Consider the following 16,596-nt stretch of genomic DNA (forward strand, 5'->3'; position numbering starts at 1 on the left):
CTGTGTAGAATCGACAAGGGCTATTTTTGGTCTACATCTCATTCGCACAAGGAGCAACCTACATGCAAAAGTCTATTGGCATCCATGAAAAACCTCCCCTGCTGGCGAGCCTGCTGCTCAGTCTGCAGCATCTGTTCGCCATGTTCGGCTCAACGGTGCTTGTCCCGAATATCTTCGGAATCGATCCCTCTATCTGCTTATTAATGAACGGAATCGGTACCTTGCTCTATATTCTGGTGACCAAAGGCCAAATCCCGGCCTATCTCGGCTCCAGCTTCGCCTTCCTCGGTCCCGGCGGCGCTGTTATTGCCAGCGAAGCGTCCGGCGGCGGCTATGCAGCGGCGCTCGGCGGCTTTATCGCGGCGGGCGTCATCTTCACGGTGCTTGCTTTTATTATTCAGAAAACAGGCACGAAGTGGCTCGATGTTGTGTTCCCTCCAGCCGCCATGGGCGCAATTGTAGCCATCATCGGGCTGGAGCTCGTACCGGTGGCCGCTCGTATGTCGGGCTTCATCCACGACCCCAATAGCGGAATTGACCCCGCTGTATGGACGATGGATAAGGATGTGGTGCTGCTCTCCACGTCAACCCTGGCGGTGACTGTGCTCGGCTCCGTTCTGTTCCGCGGCTTCCTGCGAATTATTCCTATCCTGTTCGGCATTCTGTTCGGTTATGTGCTGGCGGCTGCCATGGGTCTGACCGACTTCAGCAAGGTAGAGGCCGCGAAGCTGGCCCAACTGCCAACCTTCACCCTTCCGGAATTCCACTGGACGGCCATTATCGCCATCGCTCCAGCAGCGCTGGTGGTCATCGCCGAGCATATCGGCCATCTGATCGTAACGGGCAATATTGTTGGCAAGGATCTGTCCAAGGACCCTGGACTGCACCGCTCCATGCTGGGCAACGGCTTATCCACCATTCTGTCCGGGTTTGTCGGCTCTACGCCGAATACTACCTACGGTGAGAACATCGGCGTTCTTGCCATCACGAAGGTTTATTCCACTTTCGTTATAGGCGGCGCTGCGGTCATTGCCATTCTGCTCTCCTTCTCGGGCAAATTCTCAGCGCTGATCTCCGGCATTCCAGTACCCGTTATGGGAGGCGTATCCTTGCTGCTGTTCGGAGTTATCGCAGCATCCGGCCTGCGTATGCTGGTAGAATCGAAGGTCGATTATGGCCGGCCGACGAACTTGTTCCTGACAACGGTTGTGCTTGTGATTGGTCTCAGCGGCGTTAAGCTGACGATCGGCGATGTGTCCTTCAGCGGTATGGCGCTGGCGACCATTGTCGCGATTCTGCTCAGCCTGCTGTTCAAGCTGTTCGAGGTGCTGCGCATCTCCAATGATAACGAAGCAGCCGGTCATTAAGCTTAAATCCCCTATCGCCTCAGCTTCTTTTGGAGCTGAGGCGTTTTATTTTCCACAAATTAGAATCGATTCTAGATGCTATACGTATTACCTCCAAGTAGACGTAAATCAAGGAGGAATGATCCATGTCAGGTGGAGTTGGGATGTCCGGCTTCGGCATTATGGGAATATTCATGCTGTTGGTACTTTTTGCACTCTTTATTCTTAACATCATAACGAGCGTATGGGCGTATCAGGATGCCAAGCGAATGGGGAGAAGCAACGAATACGCGCTGTTGCTGCTTATTGGAACCTTGTTCTTCCCTGTGGCGGGCATTATCGTCTATTTGATCATTCGCCGCTTGTAAGGCGTTTCGGAATGAAAGGGACCGTGTAATGGAAAGCTAAGAGGAAGATTCCACCAACGAGAGGAGCTTACCCTTACATGGACAATCATTCGAAGCTGCTCGCCGACGGGCGAGTGAAGGACAAGGTAGCTGTTATTACCGGCGCAGGCTCCGGCATCGGCCGGGCCGCAGCGTTGAAGCTGGCTAAGCATGGCGCCAAGATCGTACTTCTGGATCTGATCGACGGACGAAGCGAGAAGGTAGAGGAAGCGATACGCGAGATGGGAGCTGAGGCTCTCTTCATCGATACGGATGTTGCTGATCCCGCCCGTGTCGAGAAAGCGATGCAGGAGGCTGCGGATCGATTCGGACGAATCGATATTTTATTCGCCAACGCAGGCGTAAATGGTACACTCGCGCCTATTGAGGAAATGAATCCTGAGGATTGGGATCAGACGCTCGGCATCAACCTGAAGGGCACCTTCCTCTCTGTCAAATACGTACTCCCGCATATGACCGCCTGGGGAGGAAGCATTATTATTACAAGCTCAATCAACGGGAACCGCAAGTTCAAAGGCTTCGGCATGTCGGCGTACAGCTCATCCAAGGCCGGTCAGGTCGCCTTCGCCAAGATGGCTGCGCTGGAGCTTGCGAGGCATCGGATACGGGTGAATGCCATCTGTCCCGGCGCCATAGAGACCAATATCGGACAGAATACGAATCGGACGCCGGAAGTCAGCGAGATTGTCATTCCTGTGGAATACCCGCAGGGCAATCAGCCGCTGGAGCGTGGACCTGGGCAGCCGGAGCAGGTCGCGGACCTGGTGCTGTTCTTGGCGTCGGAGGAATCCAGCCACATCTCGGGCACGGAGGTCTACATCGACGGCGTGGAATCCTTGCTGTAAAAAGCGAGCATATGATCCCCTTATCAGTTATAATGAACACAGAAGATAAGGTTAGACGGAATAACAAGGAGGGGATTGTATGAGCTCGCATCCAAAACGGAACGTTTTATCCGTCTCATGGTCCATGCTGAGACACGCGGAATGGGAGCTGCTGATCGGCGTAACGGAGTCAGGGCTTTATTGGATTGGCGCAAATGGAGAAAGCCTGGAGGACTGTCGCAACAGGCAGCCCTCCATGTTCGTGAACACGGAGTGGAAGCGGAACGACGAGATGGTGGCTCCTTATGCGGCTGAAATCGCGCAGTATTTGTCCGGCGAGCGCCGCGCGTTTACACTCCGGCATGACCTGCGCGGGACCTTGTTCCAGCAGGCCGTATGGAAAGCACTGCTGGATATCCCTTACGGGACCAGCGTCTCCTACTCTGATATTGCTCAAATGATCAGCAAGCCGTCAGCAGCGCGGGCAGTAGGTGCGGCGATTGGTGCCAACCCTGTCCTTATTACAGTGCCATGCCACCGTGTCGTCGGCAAGAACGGGACGCTTACAGGATACCGCGGCGGACTTGAGATGAAGACAAGATTGCTGGAGCTGGAGCATGAAGCTGTCGCTGCTCGATAAATATCCCAAGTCGCTGCTGAATCGCGTTTCCTGATGGCGCCGTTCGCCTCAGCGAGGAGGGCTTTCTTCCATAGAGCGCTGAATCCTATTGACTTGGGAAATCCCCCCTGTTATATTATGATTTATATTTTGAAATCAAGCTCAACAGCTTTGACCAAGGCTATAAGCTTCATGATCGGCGACCCAGAGAGGAAACTCCCGGCTGCAAGGTTTCCCGCACGAGTGAACGCTTCCCACCTTGCGAGCTGCAGCGGTGAACAGAAGTATCTGCTGCCGGCGCCGGCCGTTAATCCGTCTGAGGATCGCCTTCCTGAAGGCGGTCGAATTAGGGTGGTATCACGACGCATTCGTCCCTGACGAATGTGTCTTTTTGTATTTCTCCACTTGTATTCCCCACAGATCCTATACGTTGGATGGAGGTCATATTCAATGAAGCAATCTACTTTATTCGCCTCAACGTTGCGCGACGTGCCTGCGGATGCCGAGGCAGCAAGCCATCAGCTTATGCTGCGCGCAGGTTATATCCGGCAGTTGGCTGCCGGTATCTATACCTATCTCCCCCTTGGGTGGCGGGTGCTACGCAAGATCGAGACGATTGTGCGAGAAGAGATGGATCGGTCTGGCGGGCAGGAGCTTCTCATGCCCGCGATGCAGCCTGCCGAGCTATGGCAGGAGTCCGGAAGGTACCATGTATACGGCCCAGAGCTGATTCGGCTCAAGGATCGCCATAACCGCGAATTTGCTTTGGGTCCTACACATGAAGAGGTTGTCACGACTCTTGTCCGTAACGAGATCGGCTCATACCGCCGTCTGCCGGTTACTCTCTACCAGATTCAGACGAAATTTCGGGATGAGCGCCGTCCCCGCTTCGGTCTGCTGCGAGGGCGGGAATTCCTGATGAAGGATGCGTATTCATTTGATACAACCTGGGAAGGACTGGATCATTCCTACCGGAGCATGTATGATGCTTACAGCCGTATCTTCAAGAGGGTCGGTATGACGTTCCGGGCTGTTGAAGCTGATGCTGGAGCTATCGGTGGAGAAGGCGGCACGCATGAATTTATGGCTCTGGCTGACATTGGTGAGGATACCATTGTCTCCTGCTCATGCTGTAGTTATGCGGCTAATCTGGAGAAGGCCGCTGCTCGGTCTGCAGACGGCGTCATGAAGACCCCTGAGGCATTTCATCATGAAAGCGACTGTCAAAAAATCTATACACCGAACATAAGAAGCATAGACGAGCTATCCTCCTTTCTGGAGATGGATGCCAGCGCCATCATCAAGACGCTTGTCTATATCGTGGATGGCAAGCCAGTTGCCGTTCTGGTGAGAGGCGACCATGAAGTAAACGAAATCAAGCTGGCGAATACGCTTGGCGCACAACACGTGGAGCTGGCAGACAGCGATACGACGGAACGTGTGACAGGCGCTCCGGTCGGCTTTGCAGGTCCAATCGGACTTGCGATTCCCGTGTATGCAGATCAGGCGGTAGCCGATATGGCTGAAGGTGCAGCGGGAGCGAACGAAGCGGATTTCCACTACATACATGTCATGCCGGGAAGGCACTTCCAGCCGGCAATGATCGCCGATTTCCGAAATGCCGTGGAAGGCGATGCATGCGCACGGTGCGAGGAAGGCATGCTTCGGTTCCACCGCGGCATCGAGGTCGGCCATGTCTTCAAGCTGGGGACCAAATACAGCGAGGCGCTTGGCGCAAAATTTGTGGACCAGAACGGAAGAGAGCAGGCCATGATTATGGGCTGCTATGGTATCGGCGTCTCCCGGATTTTATCCGCTGTCGCGGAGCAAAGCCATGATAGCCGAGGCATCATCTGGCCAGCGGCGATTGCCCCTTATCAGGTCCACATCATCCCAGTCTCCGTTAAGGATGAGTCGCAGATGAAGCTGGCGGAGGAGCTGTATGGCCGGCTTACGGAGCACGGCATCGAGGTATTGCTCGATGATCGGGACGAGAGGCCTGGCGTCAAGTTCAACGACTCCGATCTGTTCGGCATCCCGTATAGGCTTGTGGTTGGCAAGCTCGCCGCAAACGCCGAGGTCGAATTCGTGGAGCGCCGGACGCTGGAGAAGCAGGTGCTCGGTGCCGATGCTGCCCTTGCACGAATCATTGCGTCACTGCGAGGACAGTAGTTTGTGCAAACAGCATTCTCTGAACAAACGATCCCCCAGGGCGCCGGCCCTGGGGGATCGTTTGCGTGTTATGCGCGAGCCTTCAAGCCCTAAGCGTCCAAGCTATTCGCTGCCGCACAGAACTGGGCCATCGCCTTCTCCAGCACGAAGCGAGGGCATGCCAGATTGACGCGAAGCCAGCCTTCGCCTTCCGTTCCGAAGGTGGAGCCCTCGTTGAAGGCGACCTTTGCCCCCTCGTACATCAGCTTCTTCAAGCCATTCTTGTCCAGCCCCAGCGCCCGGCAATCCAGCCAGAGCAGATAGGTTCCCTCCGGCTTCATCGGCTTCACTTGCGGCAGATGCTCCGCCAGATAATCAAGTGCGTAGTTCAGGTTGCCTTCTATATAGACCATCAGCTCATCCAGCCAGTCCTCGCATTCGTTGTAGGCGGTCACTACCGCTTCCTGTGCGAGGTGATGGGACATATGAATGCTGAGCGCCTTGATACGGCGGTCTAGCTTCGCCTTCATCTCACGGTTCGATACCACCATAAACGACGTGTGCAAGCCCGGCAGGTTAAATGTTTTGGTTGCGGCGAGGCAGGTAATGGTTCGATCTGCAAGCTCTGGCGACAGTGAAGCAAACGGCACATATTCATAGTCCGGATAGACAAGGTCGCAATGAATTTCATCCGATACGACCGTCATGCCGTACCGAAGGCACAGCGCCCCAAGCGCTTCCAGCTCCTCGCGGCTCCAGACGCGCCCGCCCGGATTGTGCGGGTTGCAGAACAGCAGCAGCTTCGCGCCCGCCTGGAACAGGCTCTCCAGATGCTCCATATCCATCTCGTAATGTCCATTCCGGATCAGGAGCGGATTCAGCGCCAGCTCCCTATCATTCATCCGCACAACATCGTAGAACGGATAATAGACTGGCGTCTGAATAACGACCTGGTCGCCAGGCGCCGTAAACTGCTCAACGGCCAGGCTAAGCGTCGTGACAACGCTGGGACTGTCCGAGATCCATTCCCGCTGCAGGCTCCAGCCATGCTTCCTGCCGAACCAGCTCATAATCGCGTCCGCATATTCGTCGGTCCGAATGGCGTAGCCATAAGCGCCCAGCTCTACGCGCTTGCGCAGCGCCTCCTGTACGGCCGGCGGGCAAGGAAAATCCATATCGGCGACCCATAGCGGCAGTATGTCCTCATTGCCGAACATCGGTCCCACCTGATCCCACTTGTAAGAGCGGGTATTCTTCCGGTTAATCAGCTCATCGAATTGGTAAGCCACAGTCAATCTCTCCCGTCATTGATGTGCGCTCTTGCATGAAAAGCGTTCGTTCCCCTTATCTTACCTATAACAGCCGGTGAAATCAAAGGAATCGTTGCCTATTGCTGCTATACATCATACTCCAGCTGCTTGGATGCCTTCTCAATCCAATCAAAGGAAGACACTACCGTCTCGGAATCATACGTATATTGACCGATGCGCAGCTGCAGCTCCGCAATATATGGGCTCGATTCCTCCCGTCTGTTGAACGCGGCCACATTCGATTTGATCCGCTCCGCCACTACAGCCGCTCCCTCTGCATTCGTGAACAGCAGAAGCCCCCATGTGGCTTGGTCGTTGTCCAGCATATAAAGCGCGTCATTGTCCCGGATGCTGGTCTGGCTAAGCTCGGACAGATCGGACAGCACCTCCGTCAGCTGCTCGCTGCTCATCAGCCGCCGCACCTCATTCCAATACCGCACCTGCATGACCAGCAGCGTGAGCGGAATTTGATACCGTGTGGACAGCGCCATGAAGACAGCCGCGTCCTTCTGGAAGATCATCGCGGTGCGCAGATGGGTCTCCTGGTCCATCGTGGCGAGCCGGCTGTTCGCCTGCTGGAGCGCCTCATTGTCCCTCTGCAGCCGTCTCGTCCCAAGCGAGAACAGCCATATCGCGGCCGTATAGAGCGGCGGCATGATCAACCAGAAATAAGCTTCAGACTCCACCGTGTCGCCGATGGCGATGATCCGATACAGCATATAGGTGCCATACCCGAACAGAAACAGCATGTTCAGAATGAGCCCTGTCGTAATATTGATGAAATAAGCGAGAATCGCAATCATAAACGCGGCGTTCAGGAGCACTATATTTTGCAAAAAATACGCTTGATCGCTCGACACAAACAGGATTCCCGCAAAACAAAGGACAACAAACAAGAGAAAGCCGCTGTCGGACAGGAGGCCACCCGCATGTCTACGCTTCACCGCTCCCACCCCGCTTCCTCCGATATTTGCGCGCCATAAGCAGAAGCGACAGCAGCACCAGCGCAATCACCAGTCCAGCCGAGACGAGGAACGGAACGGCGTCCGAGCGTGACAGCACGCTAGCCAGCGCTCGCTCCGGCGCAGCTTCAGCGGGGAGCTGGAAGCGGTAAGGACTCACAAGGCCGTCCCTGTCGGCAAGCACCGCATCGCCCCATACTTTCCCCCGCTCCTTCTCGGTCGCCAGCAGCAGAGACACTTGCCTGATCCGCTCATCGTCCGGACCTGTTACAGCAAGCAGCGCATGCCCAGCCTCATAGGGAGAAGGGAGGAGCTGAAGCGAGCCCAGCGCGGAGCCGTATTGGGCATCCAGGCTTCGCTTTTCGTTAGAATGGAAGTAGCGTCCCTCCCCGTCGTAGCGAAAGTGCAGCTTGTCATTATTTTGACGAATCAGCGCATTGTCCCGAAAGCTTCCGATGGCGATAATGTTCCGATCCTTCCAGCTGTCGGATGGCGAGTCGTCGTCCAGAAACTTGATCTCCCCCGAATTGCCCTCCGCATATTGGCCGAGAAGACTGAATATGTGACCGATGGAGGCATACAGCTCGGCCGTTCGCTCCCTCGGCAGCGCTACCGCGATTCGGTGGAACAAGCCATCACGCAGGAAGGGATACGGATAATGATTGAACAGGAGCTCCGTATTGTCCTTCGTATTCAGCTGCAGCATCGAGGTGCTGTCAATATAAACCCATGGCATTTCCTCCACCGGCGGCAAGCAATAATCGCCCTCAAGCTCCAGGTCGAAGGCGGCGGTCACCGCAAAATTGCCCCTTACATTCAGATTGGACGGTATAGGCAGCGTTAACGAATCGCCGTCTGCAAGCTCCTCGCTCAGCCGCTTGCTGCCGATCGGCTTGTTGCCTACCCGAATCGTCACCATGGAACGATCAAAGTCCAGATTGCGCGCATAGCGGAAATCCAGCCTTATTTTGCTTGCCTCCGCAAGGGTCCGATTGGCGGGCAGCGGGATATAATAGCTCCGCTCCTGATGACGCGCTCCTGTTATAAGCTCGCCATTCTCCGTCAGCGCCATGGCACGGTTCATGACAACCTGAGGCGTATCTACGGCTGTCTCTGCCGATACGACCGCCGTCCGCCGATCCAGCTGCTCCACAAGCTCCGGGTTGCCAAGCAGCCTGCCCGCCTTCACAAGCAGCTCGGGCTCCTCTCCCGTCACAACCAATACAAGCCTGCCGCTTTGCTCCATCAGCTGAAGCACCGCTTCCTTGCTCCAGTCCCGACTCTCCAGCTGTGAGCTTAGCTCCCCCGGCAGTTGCCCGCGCAAGGCGATAACCACACTCAGCGGCTTCGCGAGCCACTGGCCCTCCGACAGCTGCAGCAGCTCGACAGGCTTGTCCTTCAGCATAGCAGCCTTGGCCAAGCCCGCAATGGCGTAGGCTGCCGCCTCCAGCTCGGCAGGCTTGGCGGCATCCGGAACCACTACGGCGCTCTCCATCCCCGCCAGCGCTTCAAGACCGCCAAATCGCTTCGCGAAGCCTCGAATCGTGCCGTCAACCGGCTGCCTATCATAATCGATTCCGATCGAGGCTGTATGGTAAAACCGCAGCCAGTTGTCGCGATTTCCCTCATCCTCACATATCGCTTCTACTGGACGGGTGCGGATGTCTCCTTGCACCGTGAACAGGTTAGAGCCGGGCCGAAGCAGCTCGCGAGGGACCATCACCTCCAGCCGCTGCCGCGATTGTCCGTCCACAGCCGGCCGGAAGGAATGAAAGGGCGCTCCGTTCATCATCAACGTAACGCTGGAGCGGTCCCGCCTCGCCAGCTCTGTCACCGTATATTCCAGGCTGAGCGTTGCCTGTCTCACCCGCCAATAATCCGGAATGAGGAAGCTGCTCTGACTGGACGCATAAGGTCCGGCAAGCGACCAGTCCTCTTCCGACAGCATAATTGGAAGCTTATCGGCGCTCACTCGCTCCCCTGTCAGCGCAAGCAGCAGAACAGCTGCCGCCAGCCACAGGGCATATCTCCGCGCGCCCCGCATCATTGGACGATCCATGGCCAATCTCCTCTCTAATAACGTTCCGTTTTGTACCACTTGGCTTCCCGCTTGAACAGCGTGTCCTTCACGTATTGGTACAGCCCGCAGGCGGCGACCCCCATCCACAGCTGGCTGTAGGTCACATACATCAGCATAATGAGCCACAGGTTGGAGAGATTGAGCTCTCCCTTCTCCGTCGTCAGCGTAATAAACGTCCCGAGAATAAACAGCACGACAGCCAGCGTCCACAGCAGGCCGCTAAAGCCTGCGATTGTCGTGTGGACGTAGCCAAGCGCGTGCAGCACCAGCAAGCTGTCGGAAATGATCAGCGAGGTGAGCAGCAGAAAGTAGACCGCCAGCAAATAAACAATATCGAATCGCACAACGTTGGCACCGCGCTGGAAGATCATTGGAATGTTTTTGACAATGACATAAATGTTCCCCTTCGCCCATCTCGTCCGCTGCTTGAACCAGACCTTAACCGTCTGGGGCTCCTGCTCCCATGTGACGGATTTCGGCTGAAACTTGATGCGATAGCCCATCTGATAGATGCGGAAGCTGATCTCCGTATCCTCCGCCAGCGCCTTGACGTCCCAGCCTCCGATCCGGGTAACGATGCTTCGCCTCATGACGAAGTTGGTGCCCGGTATCGTGCACAGCTTGAACAGCTTCCATCTGCCAGCCTGCGCCATCCATTGGAAGGATAACGTCTCAATATTTATAAATCGGGTAAGCAGGCTGGCGTTCCGGTTGCGCGTGCGAAACTTGCCGATCACGGCGCCGAGTTTCTCGTCACGCATCAGGTCCGCGACCAGATATCGCAGCGCGGTGCGCTCAGGCGTATTGTCCGCGTCGTAGATCGCTATTAGCTCCCCCCGGCTTCTCTCGAAGCCGATATTAAGCGCGTTGGACTTGCCTTTGCCGCCGGTAACAGCGTCCGTATTCATAATGATCAAATTTCTGTAAGGATGCTTCGCTTGAAGGCTCCCCAGCAGCGCTGCGCTGTCATCCGAGGAATTGTCGTTAATGACGATAATTTCGTATCGATCCCGAGGATAATCCAGCGCCAGCAGCGATTCTACAGTCGGAATAATAACCTTGCCTTCATTATGAGCCGGCACCATGATGCTGACGAAGGGAGCATCGCCTTCCTTGCACGGCAGAGAGGGCTCCGGCATGACCTCTCCCTCCATGTAATAGACATACCCTGCGATGATGAGGGCAATGTTGACCAGCAGCAGGCTCCATATGCAGAAGACAGCCAGAACCATCAATATATCGGCAGTCGTCATCTCCCCATGCCCTCCTTGTCATTTCATGAATTTGCGCCGATACAGCTGTATGCCCAGTGTAAGAAATACCCCGAACAGAATCAGACTGAAGCCGATAATGGCCAAATAGATCGTATTCTGAGCGGAGAACCAGCGCTGAAGGCTCTTGCGCTCCGTTTCCTTATAAGCATAGTTCTCGCTCACCGGCTTGATTGTGTCATTCAGCCCTATGGGCTGGCCATTGATGGCCAGCACCCCATTCAGCGAATGCATGGCATGTCTCTCCGTTCGCGTCCAATGGGAGCCATTCTTGAAATCGTCGAATAGAAGCCAGCTGCGCTTCCATTGGTCGAGCGAAGCCTTCAGCTCCCTCTCGTTCTGCCAGATGCCCTGCACAATCGCGACATTCACCGGCAGCCGCCGGAATCCAGCATCGTCCCAATAGGGCGCCAGCTCGCTCCACTCCACACACAGCACGGAGCCGGGAAACGCTTCGTTGCTGCCCGGATGCTCCAGCGCATAAGCATCATGGTCACCCCTATAGAGAGCCGCCGATTCGAAAAAAAACATCCCATCCGCCAACTCATCCTCGTTCCTCAGATAGCGGCCAGCATCCACTCCAATGCCAAGCGGTACGATCCGGCTCTCCGCCAGCAGGTCGATGAAGCCCTCCATCCTCGTCTGAAGCGGGCTTGTCTCCATGCCCGCCGCCTCTGAGACGACGGGAGCCTCGGTGAAAATAGTGCCATTGCGGGCCTGCACGTACTTCAGCGTCTCCAGGTACCGTCGCATGGCGGGGTATTCGGTATTGGCGAATACGGGCCGCACGCTGAATATGAAGGGAATACCGGCCTCGTACAAGCCGTCCGCTCCCGCCAGCAGCAAGGCTTGTTCACTGAAGGGATAAATATCGTGGAACAGCAGATACAGCTTGCCTTGTCCGGCCCCTTCGGAGATGCCCAGCCAGCTCTGCAGCGTATAAGCCATAGCAAGCTCGGCTGCAGCGCCCTCGAAGAACGACGGCGTATAGGCGACCCCGCTGCGGCTGTCCAGCACGGCGAACGGCGCCGATACGCCGGAGCCCCGCCATTCCAGCTCACCGATGGCTTCTCCCTCTGCTGCCCCAATATAAGGTATGGGCTCTGCGCTGTCAGTCAGCGGAGCCTCCTTAAGCGGGCCAATGGTCAACCGCGCCTGCTCCGCCCCAGACATCGCCGTCTGCAGCTTGAGCTGCTGCGCAAAGCGCTCCGGCATGTGGTAGCCGGTATGGAGGTACAGCCCTTGATAGCCCATTAATTCACGCGCAACATTAGGCGGCACCCTCCCTTCCTCTCCAGCCCTGTTCGACATCACAATAACGCCATCGTAATCCGACAGCTCTCCTTCCCTTACGACAGCAGCCCGCTGCAGCTTGGAGCGCACGCCCAGAGACGCTAAGACGCGAAGCATCGCTTCGACATTCCCCTCCCACGGCGTGCCGGCTGCCATGCTGTCGAACAGCACCAGCACATATGGCGGTGGCAGCTCCGCTGCCTGGGCTGAAGCAGCCTGCGGCGCGAGCGGAAGCATGCTGGGCAGGACGATGGCTGCTGTCAAGGTCAGTAGGAATATTTTCGCCCATAGTGCCCCCCTCATCCTGCGCTCCTCCTGCTGAAGGCCCGTATCGCAAGGCTTCGGGTTCGGATCAGATCCGCAAGCCCAACAAACAGCACCAGATCGAACGACACCGTGAACAGGAACTCATGCTTCGCCAGATCGGCATCGCCAGCCCCGATCACTGAGACGGCCATGCTGGATAAGCCGATAAGCATCAGCATAAGGAGAATCGGGAGCTTCAGGGCGCTGCGGTAATCCTTGGCTCTGACAGCGGTCAGGAAGGAAGGCGTGTACAAGCCCAGCACAACGATCGCCCATATGACGATAAAGCCGAAGGTGTTAGGCAAGGCCCTGCTTTTGAACCAGCTGTACAGGGTGAAGAAGTGCGTATGCTCGCGAAACGCCCTTCCTTCCGACAGCTCGAAATTGCCCATCGCTTCCGGCCTGATAGTGAACGCGTGTCTGGCCGCCAGCCGCAGCATGTCCAGCGCTTCGGGCGGATGCGCGAGGTAATAGCGCAGGATGGAGAAGAAGCCGTATTGGCTGTAGAAGCCTTGTTCCAGCAGGGGTGAATTCACGTCGATTGTGGGATACCGCTCGTAGTAGAGCCCTCCTGCCAATATCGCGTATTGCTCGTCGATCCCGAAGAACGCCAGCGCCTCCTCCGGATTGCCGGAGGTCATCAGCGGCCCTCTTGTCATGGCATGATATTGGTTAATGTTCACGAATTCCTGAGGAATAAGGGCGTACACGCCGATTCCCGCTGCCAGCAGCAGCAACAGGGACGTAAGCGCGGTTATTCGGAACACCTTCGTCCGGCTTAGCAGCAGCAGGGCGATGCCCACAACGGCTGCGATCACCCCGACCGGAGCGTTCTGCTGCTTGGCCGTCGTTAACAGAAGCGCGCTTGCAACGAATAAAGCCAGCAGCGCGTAATCGTTGTACCTTCTCCGGTGAAGGAGCAGCCCCGATGCCGCCATGAAGACCGACATTATGAGAACGACGCTCTCCCCGTAGAACGAATGAAAGTATGCCGTATATCCGGTGTCGCCGAACTGCAGCACAGCCAGCAAAGCTATCATGTTGCCCCTCGCGCGAGGCATTTGCCAGGTGACGCTTTCGACCAGCAGATAGACGGCACCCATATACAGCGCCAAATAGAGCGCGCCCTGGAATCGAATATCGAACGTAGACGGAGAATAGAGCAGCGTGTTCAGCCAGACCGCCAAGCGAATAAACAGCGACTGCGAGGACAGAATGGCCGCCGCGTGTTCGTTGTAATGCTGCAGAATGCCGAATCCCTTCACGAAATAGCCAAAATATTGCCCGGCGTAATCCGGCGCGCTGAAATATAAGCCGTTCCCATACAGGATCCGGTAGAAATCCCCGTTGTCCGCCATCCCGATAAATGGCTTCACGAATAGCGCAGCCGAAGCGATTGCGGCCAATGCCATTGCGGCCAGCATTGCCGGTGTGACGCGGCGCGAGAGGCTGGCAGCAGCTTGCCTCGCAAGGCTCCAGGTGCCGGGACGGATGATCATGGTATCTCTCCTTCCTTCTGTCTTATCGATTCGCGGCATAAGCGAGCAGAGCCATCAGATTGTCGAATGAATAGGCCTGTCCCGTTGCGGGATCGCCGAATCCCCCATACAGGCGGCTTCCAGGGTCCTGGATTTGGAATGCCTCCATTCTCCGGATTGACGCTGTGTAGAGCTCCCCATCGCCAACCTCGTGCCCGATCAAGGCGGCAAGCGCATACAGCGCCGTTGAACGAACATCCGTTAAGGGCTCGCCTCTCCGGGTGTAGCGGCCGAACAGCGTATCCTCCTCCACCCGCGCCTTCACATACGCCACGCTCGCGGGCTTCTGCTGACCGATTTCGGCCAGCGACAGCACGGTCAGCAGCGACTCCACCGTCTGGATGCCTCCATCCGATTCATATTGTCCCGTGCCGTATCGGTATCGGGATTCGTACAGCGGGAACTCGTCGGATAGATACCCACGCTGTACGAGGTCCAGCATCCCGTCTCGAAGCTCCTTGTTCGCTTCCTTCACCTGGCGGAGCGTAAAGTGGTCGACGTAGCATAACGTAATAAAGTCGTTGGTCATCCCATAGTGCTCATCGTAAAAGTCATACAGGCGATGATCCTTGACATTGTGCATCAGGAGACGCCCTCCGAATTTATCGGCCTCGGCTCGATACGCCTTCTCCCCGAACACATCAGCAGCCTCGTATAAAGCGCGAATCAATCGAAGGTCGTCAACCGCGGCATTGACGCTGTATCTTTTATTTAGCTTTGGACTGTACCGGTAGCTGAATCCGCTCTTCTGGTTGAATACACGCCTGGCCAGATGCCACGCATGCTCGAACGCTTCCCGATCGCCGCTTTTGGCGTAATATCTCATCAGCAAGCCTGCGGATTCGCTCAGCACCTCATGTCCGGAAGCCAGCTCCGCCGTCTGGTCCGTATCCAGCCGATTTGTATAGACGCCATCCTCGCCTAGCTGCTGGGACAGCACATACTGCAGAAGCTTGGCTTCGGCATCCGAGGGTGGTGCCGCCTTATTCGACTGGCCGCTGCTCTCCGGCGGCGCGCAGCCTAATATCGCACATAGCAGCACCATGAGGACGGCTGCCTTCCATTTGGTTAACATACGCCACCTCCCGCCAAATGTTCTTAGTATAGCTAGTTGTCGCCAAAGTTACTTATGAATGCCCTTCCTATGCAAAAAATCCCTGGCGTTCAGCCATGCAGGCCAAACGCAAGGGATTTCTATGTCGTTAAAATCTTCCTCTATTCCGCCTGCGCCTTGGTCTCCTGGTCTTCCTTGTTAATGCCGAGCCTCTGAATAAGCGGCTTCAGCGTAAGTCCCTGCGCAATTAGCGAGAACAGGACGACGCTGAACGTCAGCACGAGCACATCGTCGCGTCCCTCGAAATTGAGCGGCAGGCTGAGCGCAAGCGCAATGGACAAGCTGCCTTTCAGCCCGCCCCAGTTCAGCAGAGCTTTCCACGAGCTCGGGAAGCCCTTGACCGGCTGAAGGCTCGCGAACGTCGCTATCGTACGGGCGATCAGCACAATGGCGATGGCCAGCGCGATCAGACCGAACTTGTCCGAGAAGTCGATATTGCGAATTTCCAGACCGATCATGAGGAAGATGAGAGAGTTGGCGATCAGCGTCACGACGTCCCAGAATGTAATGATGTTCAGCGAGGTTGTCTCCGACATGCCAATACGTTTGCCATAGCTGCCGAAGATGAGGCCGCTGACCACAACGGCGATTACGCCGGACACGTGGAAATGCTCCGCAATGAAATAGCTGCCGAAGAAGAGCAGCGCCGAAAATGCGATTTCCAGCGGATAATCGTCATAGATGCGAATAAGCTGCGAGAAAAGGTAGCCCATTATCGCGCCGACTGCAATGCCGCCCAGGCAAAACTTCAGGAACAGCAGGAAGCCCGCTCCAACACCGGCCCAGCCCATCTCGACGTACGTCAGCAGGTAGATGGAAGAGATCTGGAACAGCACCACCGCGATACCGTCATTGAATAAGGATTCCCCTTCAATAATGGTGACCATCTTCTTGGGCACGCCGAGCGATTTGAAGATGGAGATGACGCTGATGGGATCGGTTGCGCTCATAAGCGCCGCGAACGTAAAGGCGACCGCGAGCGGCAAACCGAGGAAATAGTAGGAGCCCGCGGCAATAAGCAGGAAGGATACAAGCGTGCCGATAAACGCCAGTCCCAGCACAGGCTTGCTCTGCTCCCGCAGATGGGAGAAGGGCAGCTTCAGCGTCGCGTCCCCCAGCAGGATCGGCAGAAACAACGAAATAATAATAGACTGGAATACATGGGATTGGGTAATATACGCCTCCGCTTGCTCCATGAACGGAATATGGAAGATGCCCAGCAATAGTCCCACCAGCACAAGCGCGACGGAGTAAGGCCAGTTAATTTTTTTGGAAATGGCAATAACCCCGACCGATACGGCCAGCAGAATAAGAATTTGAATAAATACTTCGTTAAAGTGATGCATGATTGCTCCTCCTAACGTAATAGTTGCCA

13 protein-coding genes are annotated in these 16,596 nt (G+C 56.1%); 5 read left to right on the forward strand and 8 right to left on the reverse strand.

The window, feature by feature from the left end; translation table 11 throughout:
• The first annotated feature begins 62 nt into the window (after positions 1-62).
• The 5 genes from uraA (at position 63) to AB1S56_RS18750 (ending at position 5,368) form a co-directional block, all read left to right on the forward strand.
• Entirely contained in the window at positions 63-1,367 is a 1,305-nt protein-coding gene (gene uraA / locus AB1S56_RS18730; RefSeq protein ID WP_340871249.1) for a uracil permease, read from the forward strand.
• 125 nt (positions 1,368-1,492) lie between these two features.
• The gene (locus AB1S56_RS18735) at positions 1,493-1,714 is read left to right on the forward strand and encodes a PLDc N-terminal domain-containing protein (protein ID WP_340871248.1); all 222 of its coding nucleotides are present in this window, start codon (positions 1,493-1,495) and stop codon (positions 1,712-1,714) included.
• Positions 1,715-1,791: 77 nt separating this feature from the next.
• A complete protein-coding gene (locus AB1S56_RS18740) occupies positions 1,792-2,598 on the forward strand; it encodes an SDR family NAD(P)-dependent oxidoreductase (protein ID WP_340871246.1) in 807 nt (268 codons plus the stop codon).
• 79 nt (positions 2,599-2,677) lie between these two features.
• Positions 2,678-3,217: a methylated-DNA--[protein]-cysteine S-methyltransferase gene (locus AB1S56_RS18745; RefSeq protein WP_340871245.1), complete on the forward strand. Its 540-nt coding sequence runs from the start codon at positions 2,678-2,680 to the stop codon at positions 3,215-3,217.
• Between the two features lie 429 nt (positions 3,218-3,646).
• Positions 3,647-5,368, forward strand: a complete 1,722-nt coding sequence (locus AB1S56_RS18750; RefSeq protein ID WP_340871244.1) for a proline--tRNA ligase — start codon at positions 3,647-3,649, stop codon at positions 5,366-5,368.
• 89 nt (positions 5,369-5,457) lie between these two features.
• Here the strand turns inward: AB1S56_RS18750 and AB1S56_RS18755 are convergent, their stop codons facing one another.
• The 8 genes from AB1S56_RS18755 to AB1S56_RS18790 form a co-directional block, all read right to left on the reverse strand.
• The gene (locus AB1S56_RS18755) at positions 5,458-6,636 is read right to left on the reverse strand and encodes a MalY/PatB family protein (protein WP_340871242.1); all 1,179 of its coding nucleotides are present in this window, start codon (positions 6,634-6,636) and stop codon (positions 5,458-5,460) included.
• 107 nt (positions 6,637-6,743) lie between these two features.
• On the reverse strand, positions 6,744-7,610 hold the full coding sequence (locus AB1S56_RS18760) for a diguanylate cyclase (protein WP_340871241.1): 867 nt from the start codon (positions 7,608-7,610) through the stop codon (positions 6,744-6,746).
• Positions 7,591-9,678 carry a cellulose biosynthesis cyclic di-GMP-binding regulatory protein BcsB gene (locus AB1S56_RS18765; protein WP_340871240.1) on the reverse strand — a complete coding sequence of 696 codons (2,088 nt, stop codon included), beginning with the start codon at positions 9,676-9,678 and terminating at the stop codon, positions 7,591-7,593. The genes AB1S56_RS18760 and AB1S56_RS18765 overlap by 20 nt, the downstream gene beginning before the upstream one ends.
• A 14-nt stretch (positions 9,679-9,692) precedes the next feature.
• On the reverse strand, positions 9,693-10,952 hold the full coding sequence (locus tag AB1S56_RS18770) for a glycosyltransferase (RefSeq protein ID WP_340871239.1): 1,260 nt from the start codon (positions 10,950-10,952) through the stop codon (positions 9,693-9,695).
• Positions 10,953-10,970: 18 nt separating this feature from the next.
• Positions 10,971-12,566, reverse strand: coding sequence for a hypothetical protein (locus tag AB1S56_RS18775; protein ID WP_340871238.1), 1,596 nt, complete (start codon positions 12,564-12,566; stop codon positions 10,971-10,973).
• On the reverse strand, positions 12,563-14,068 hold the full coding sequence (locus AB1S56_RS18780) for a hypothetical protein (RefSeq protein ID WP_340871236.1): 1,506 nt from the start codon (positions 14,066-14,068) through the stop codon (positions 12,563-12,565). The genes AB1S56_RS18775 and AB1S56_RS18780 overlap by 4 nt, the downstream gene beginning before the upstream one ends.
• A 22-nt stretch (positions 14,069-14,090) precedes the next feature.
• On the reverse strand, positions 14,091-15,182 hold the full coding sequence (locus AB1S56_RS18785; protein WP_340871234.1) for a hypothetical protein: 1,092 nt from the start codon (positions 15,180-15,182) through the stop codon (positions 14,091-14,093).
• 140 nt (positions 15,183-15,322) lie between these two features.
• Positions 15,323-16,567 (reverse strand): sodium:proton antiporter, encoded by a 1,245-nt coding sequence (locus tag AB1S56_RS18790; RefSeq protein WP_340871233.1) that lies wholly within the window; start codon positions 16,565-16,567, stop codon positions 15,323-15,325.
• Positions 16,568-16,596 lie beyond the last annotated feature (29 nt).

It is taken from the genome of Paenibacillus sp. PL2-23 (genome assembly GCF_040834005.1).
Taxonomy (GTDB): domain Bacteria; phylum Bacillota; class Bacilli; order Paenibacillales; family Paenibacillaceae; genus Pristimantibacillus.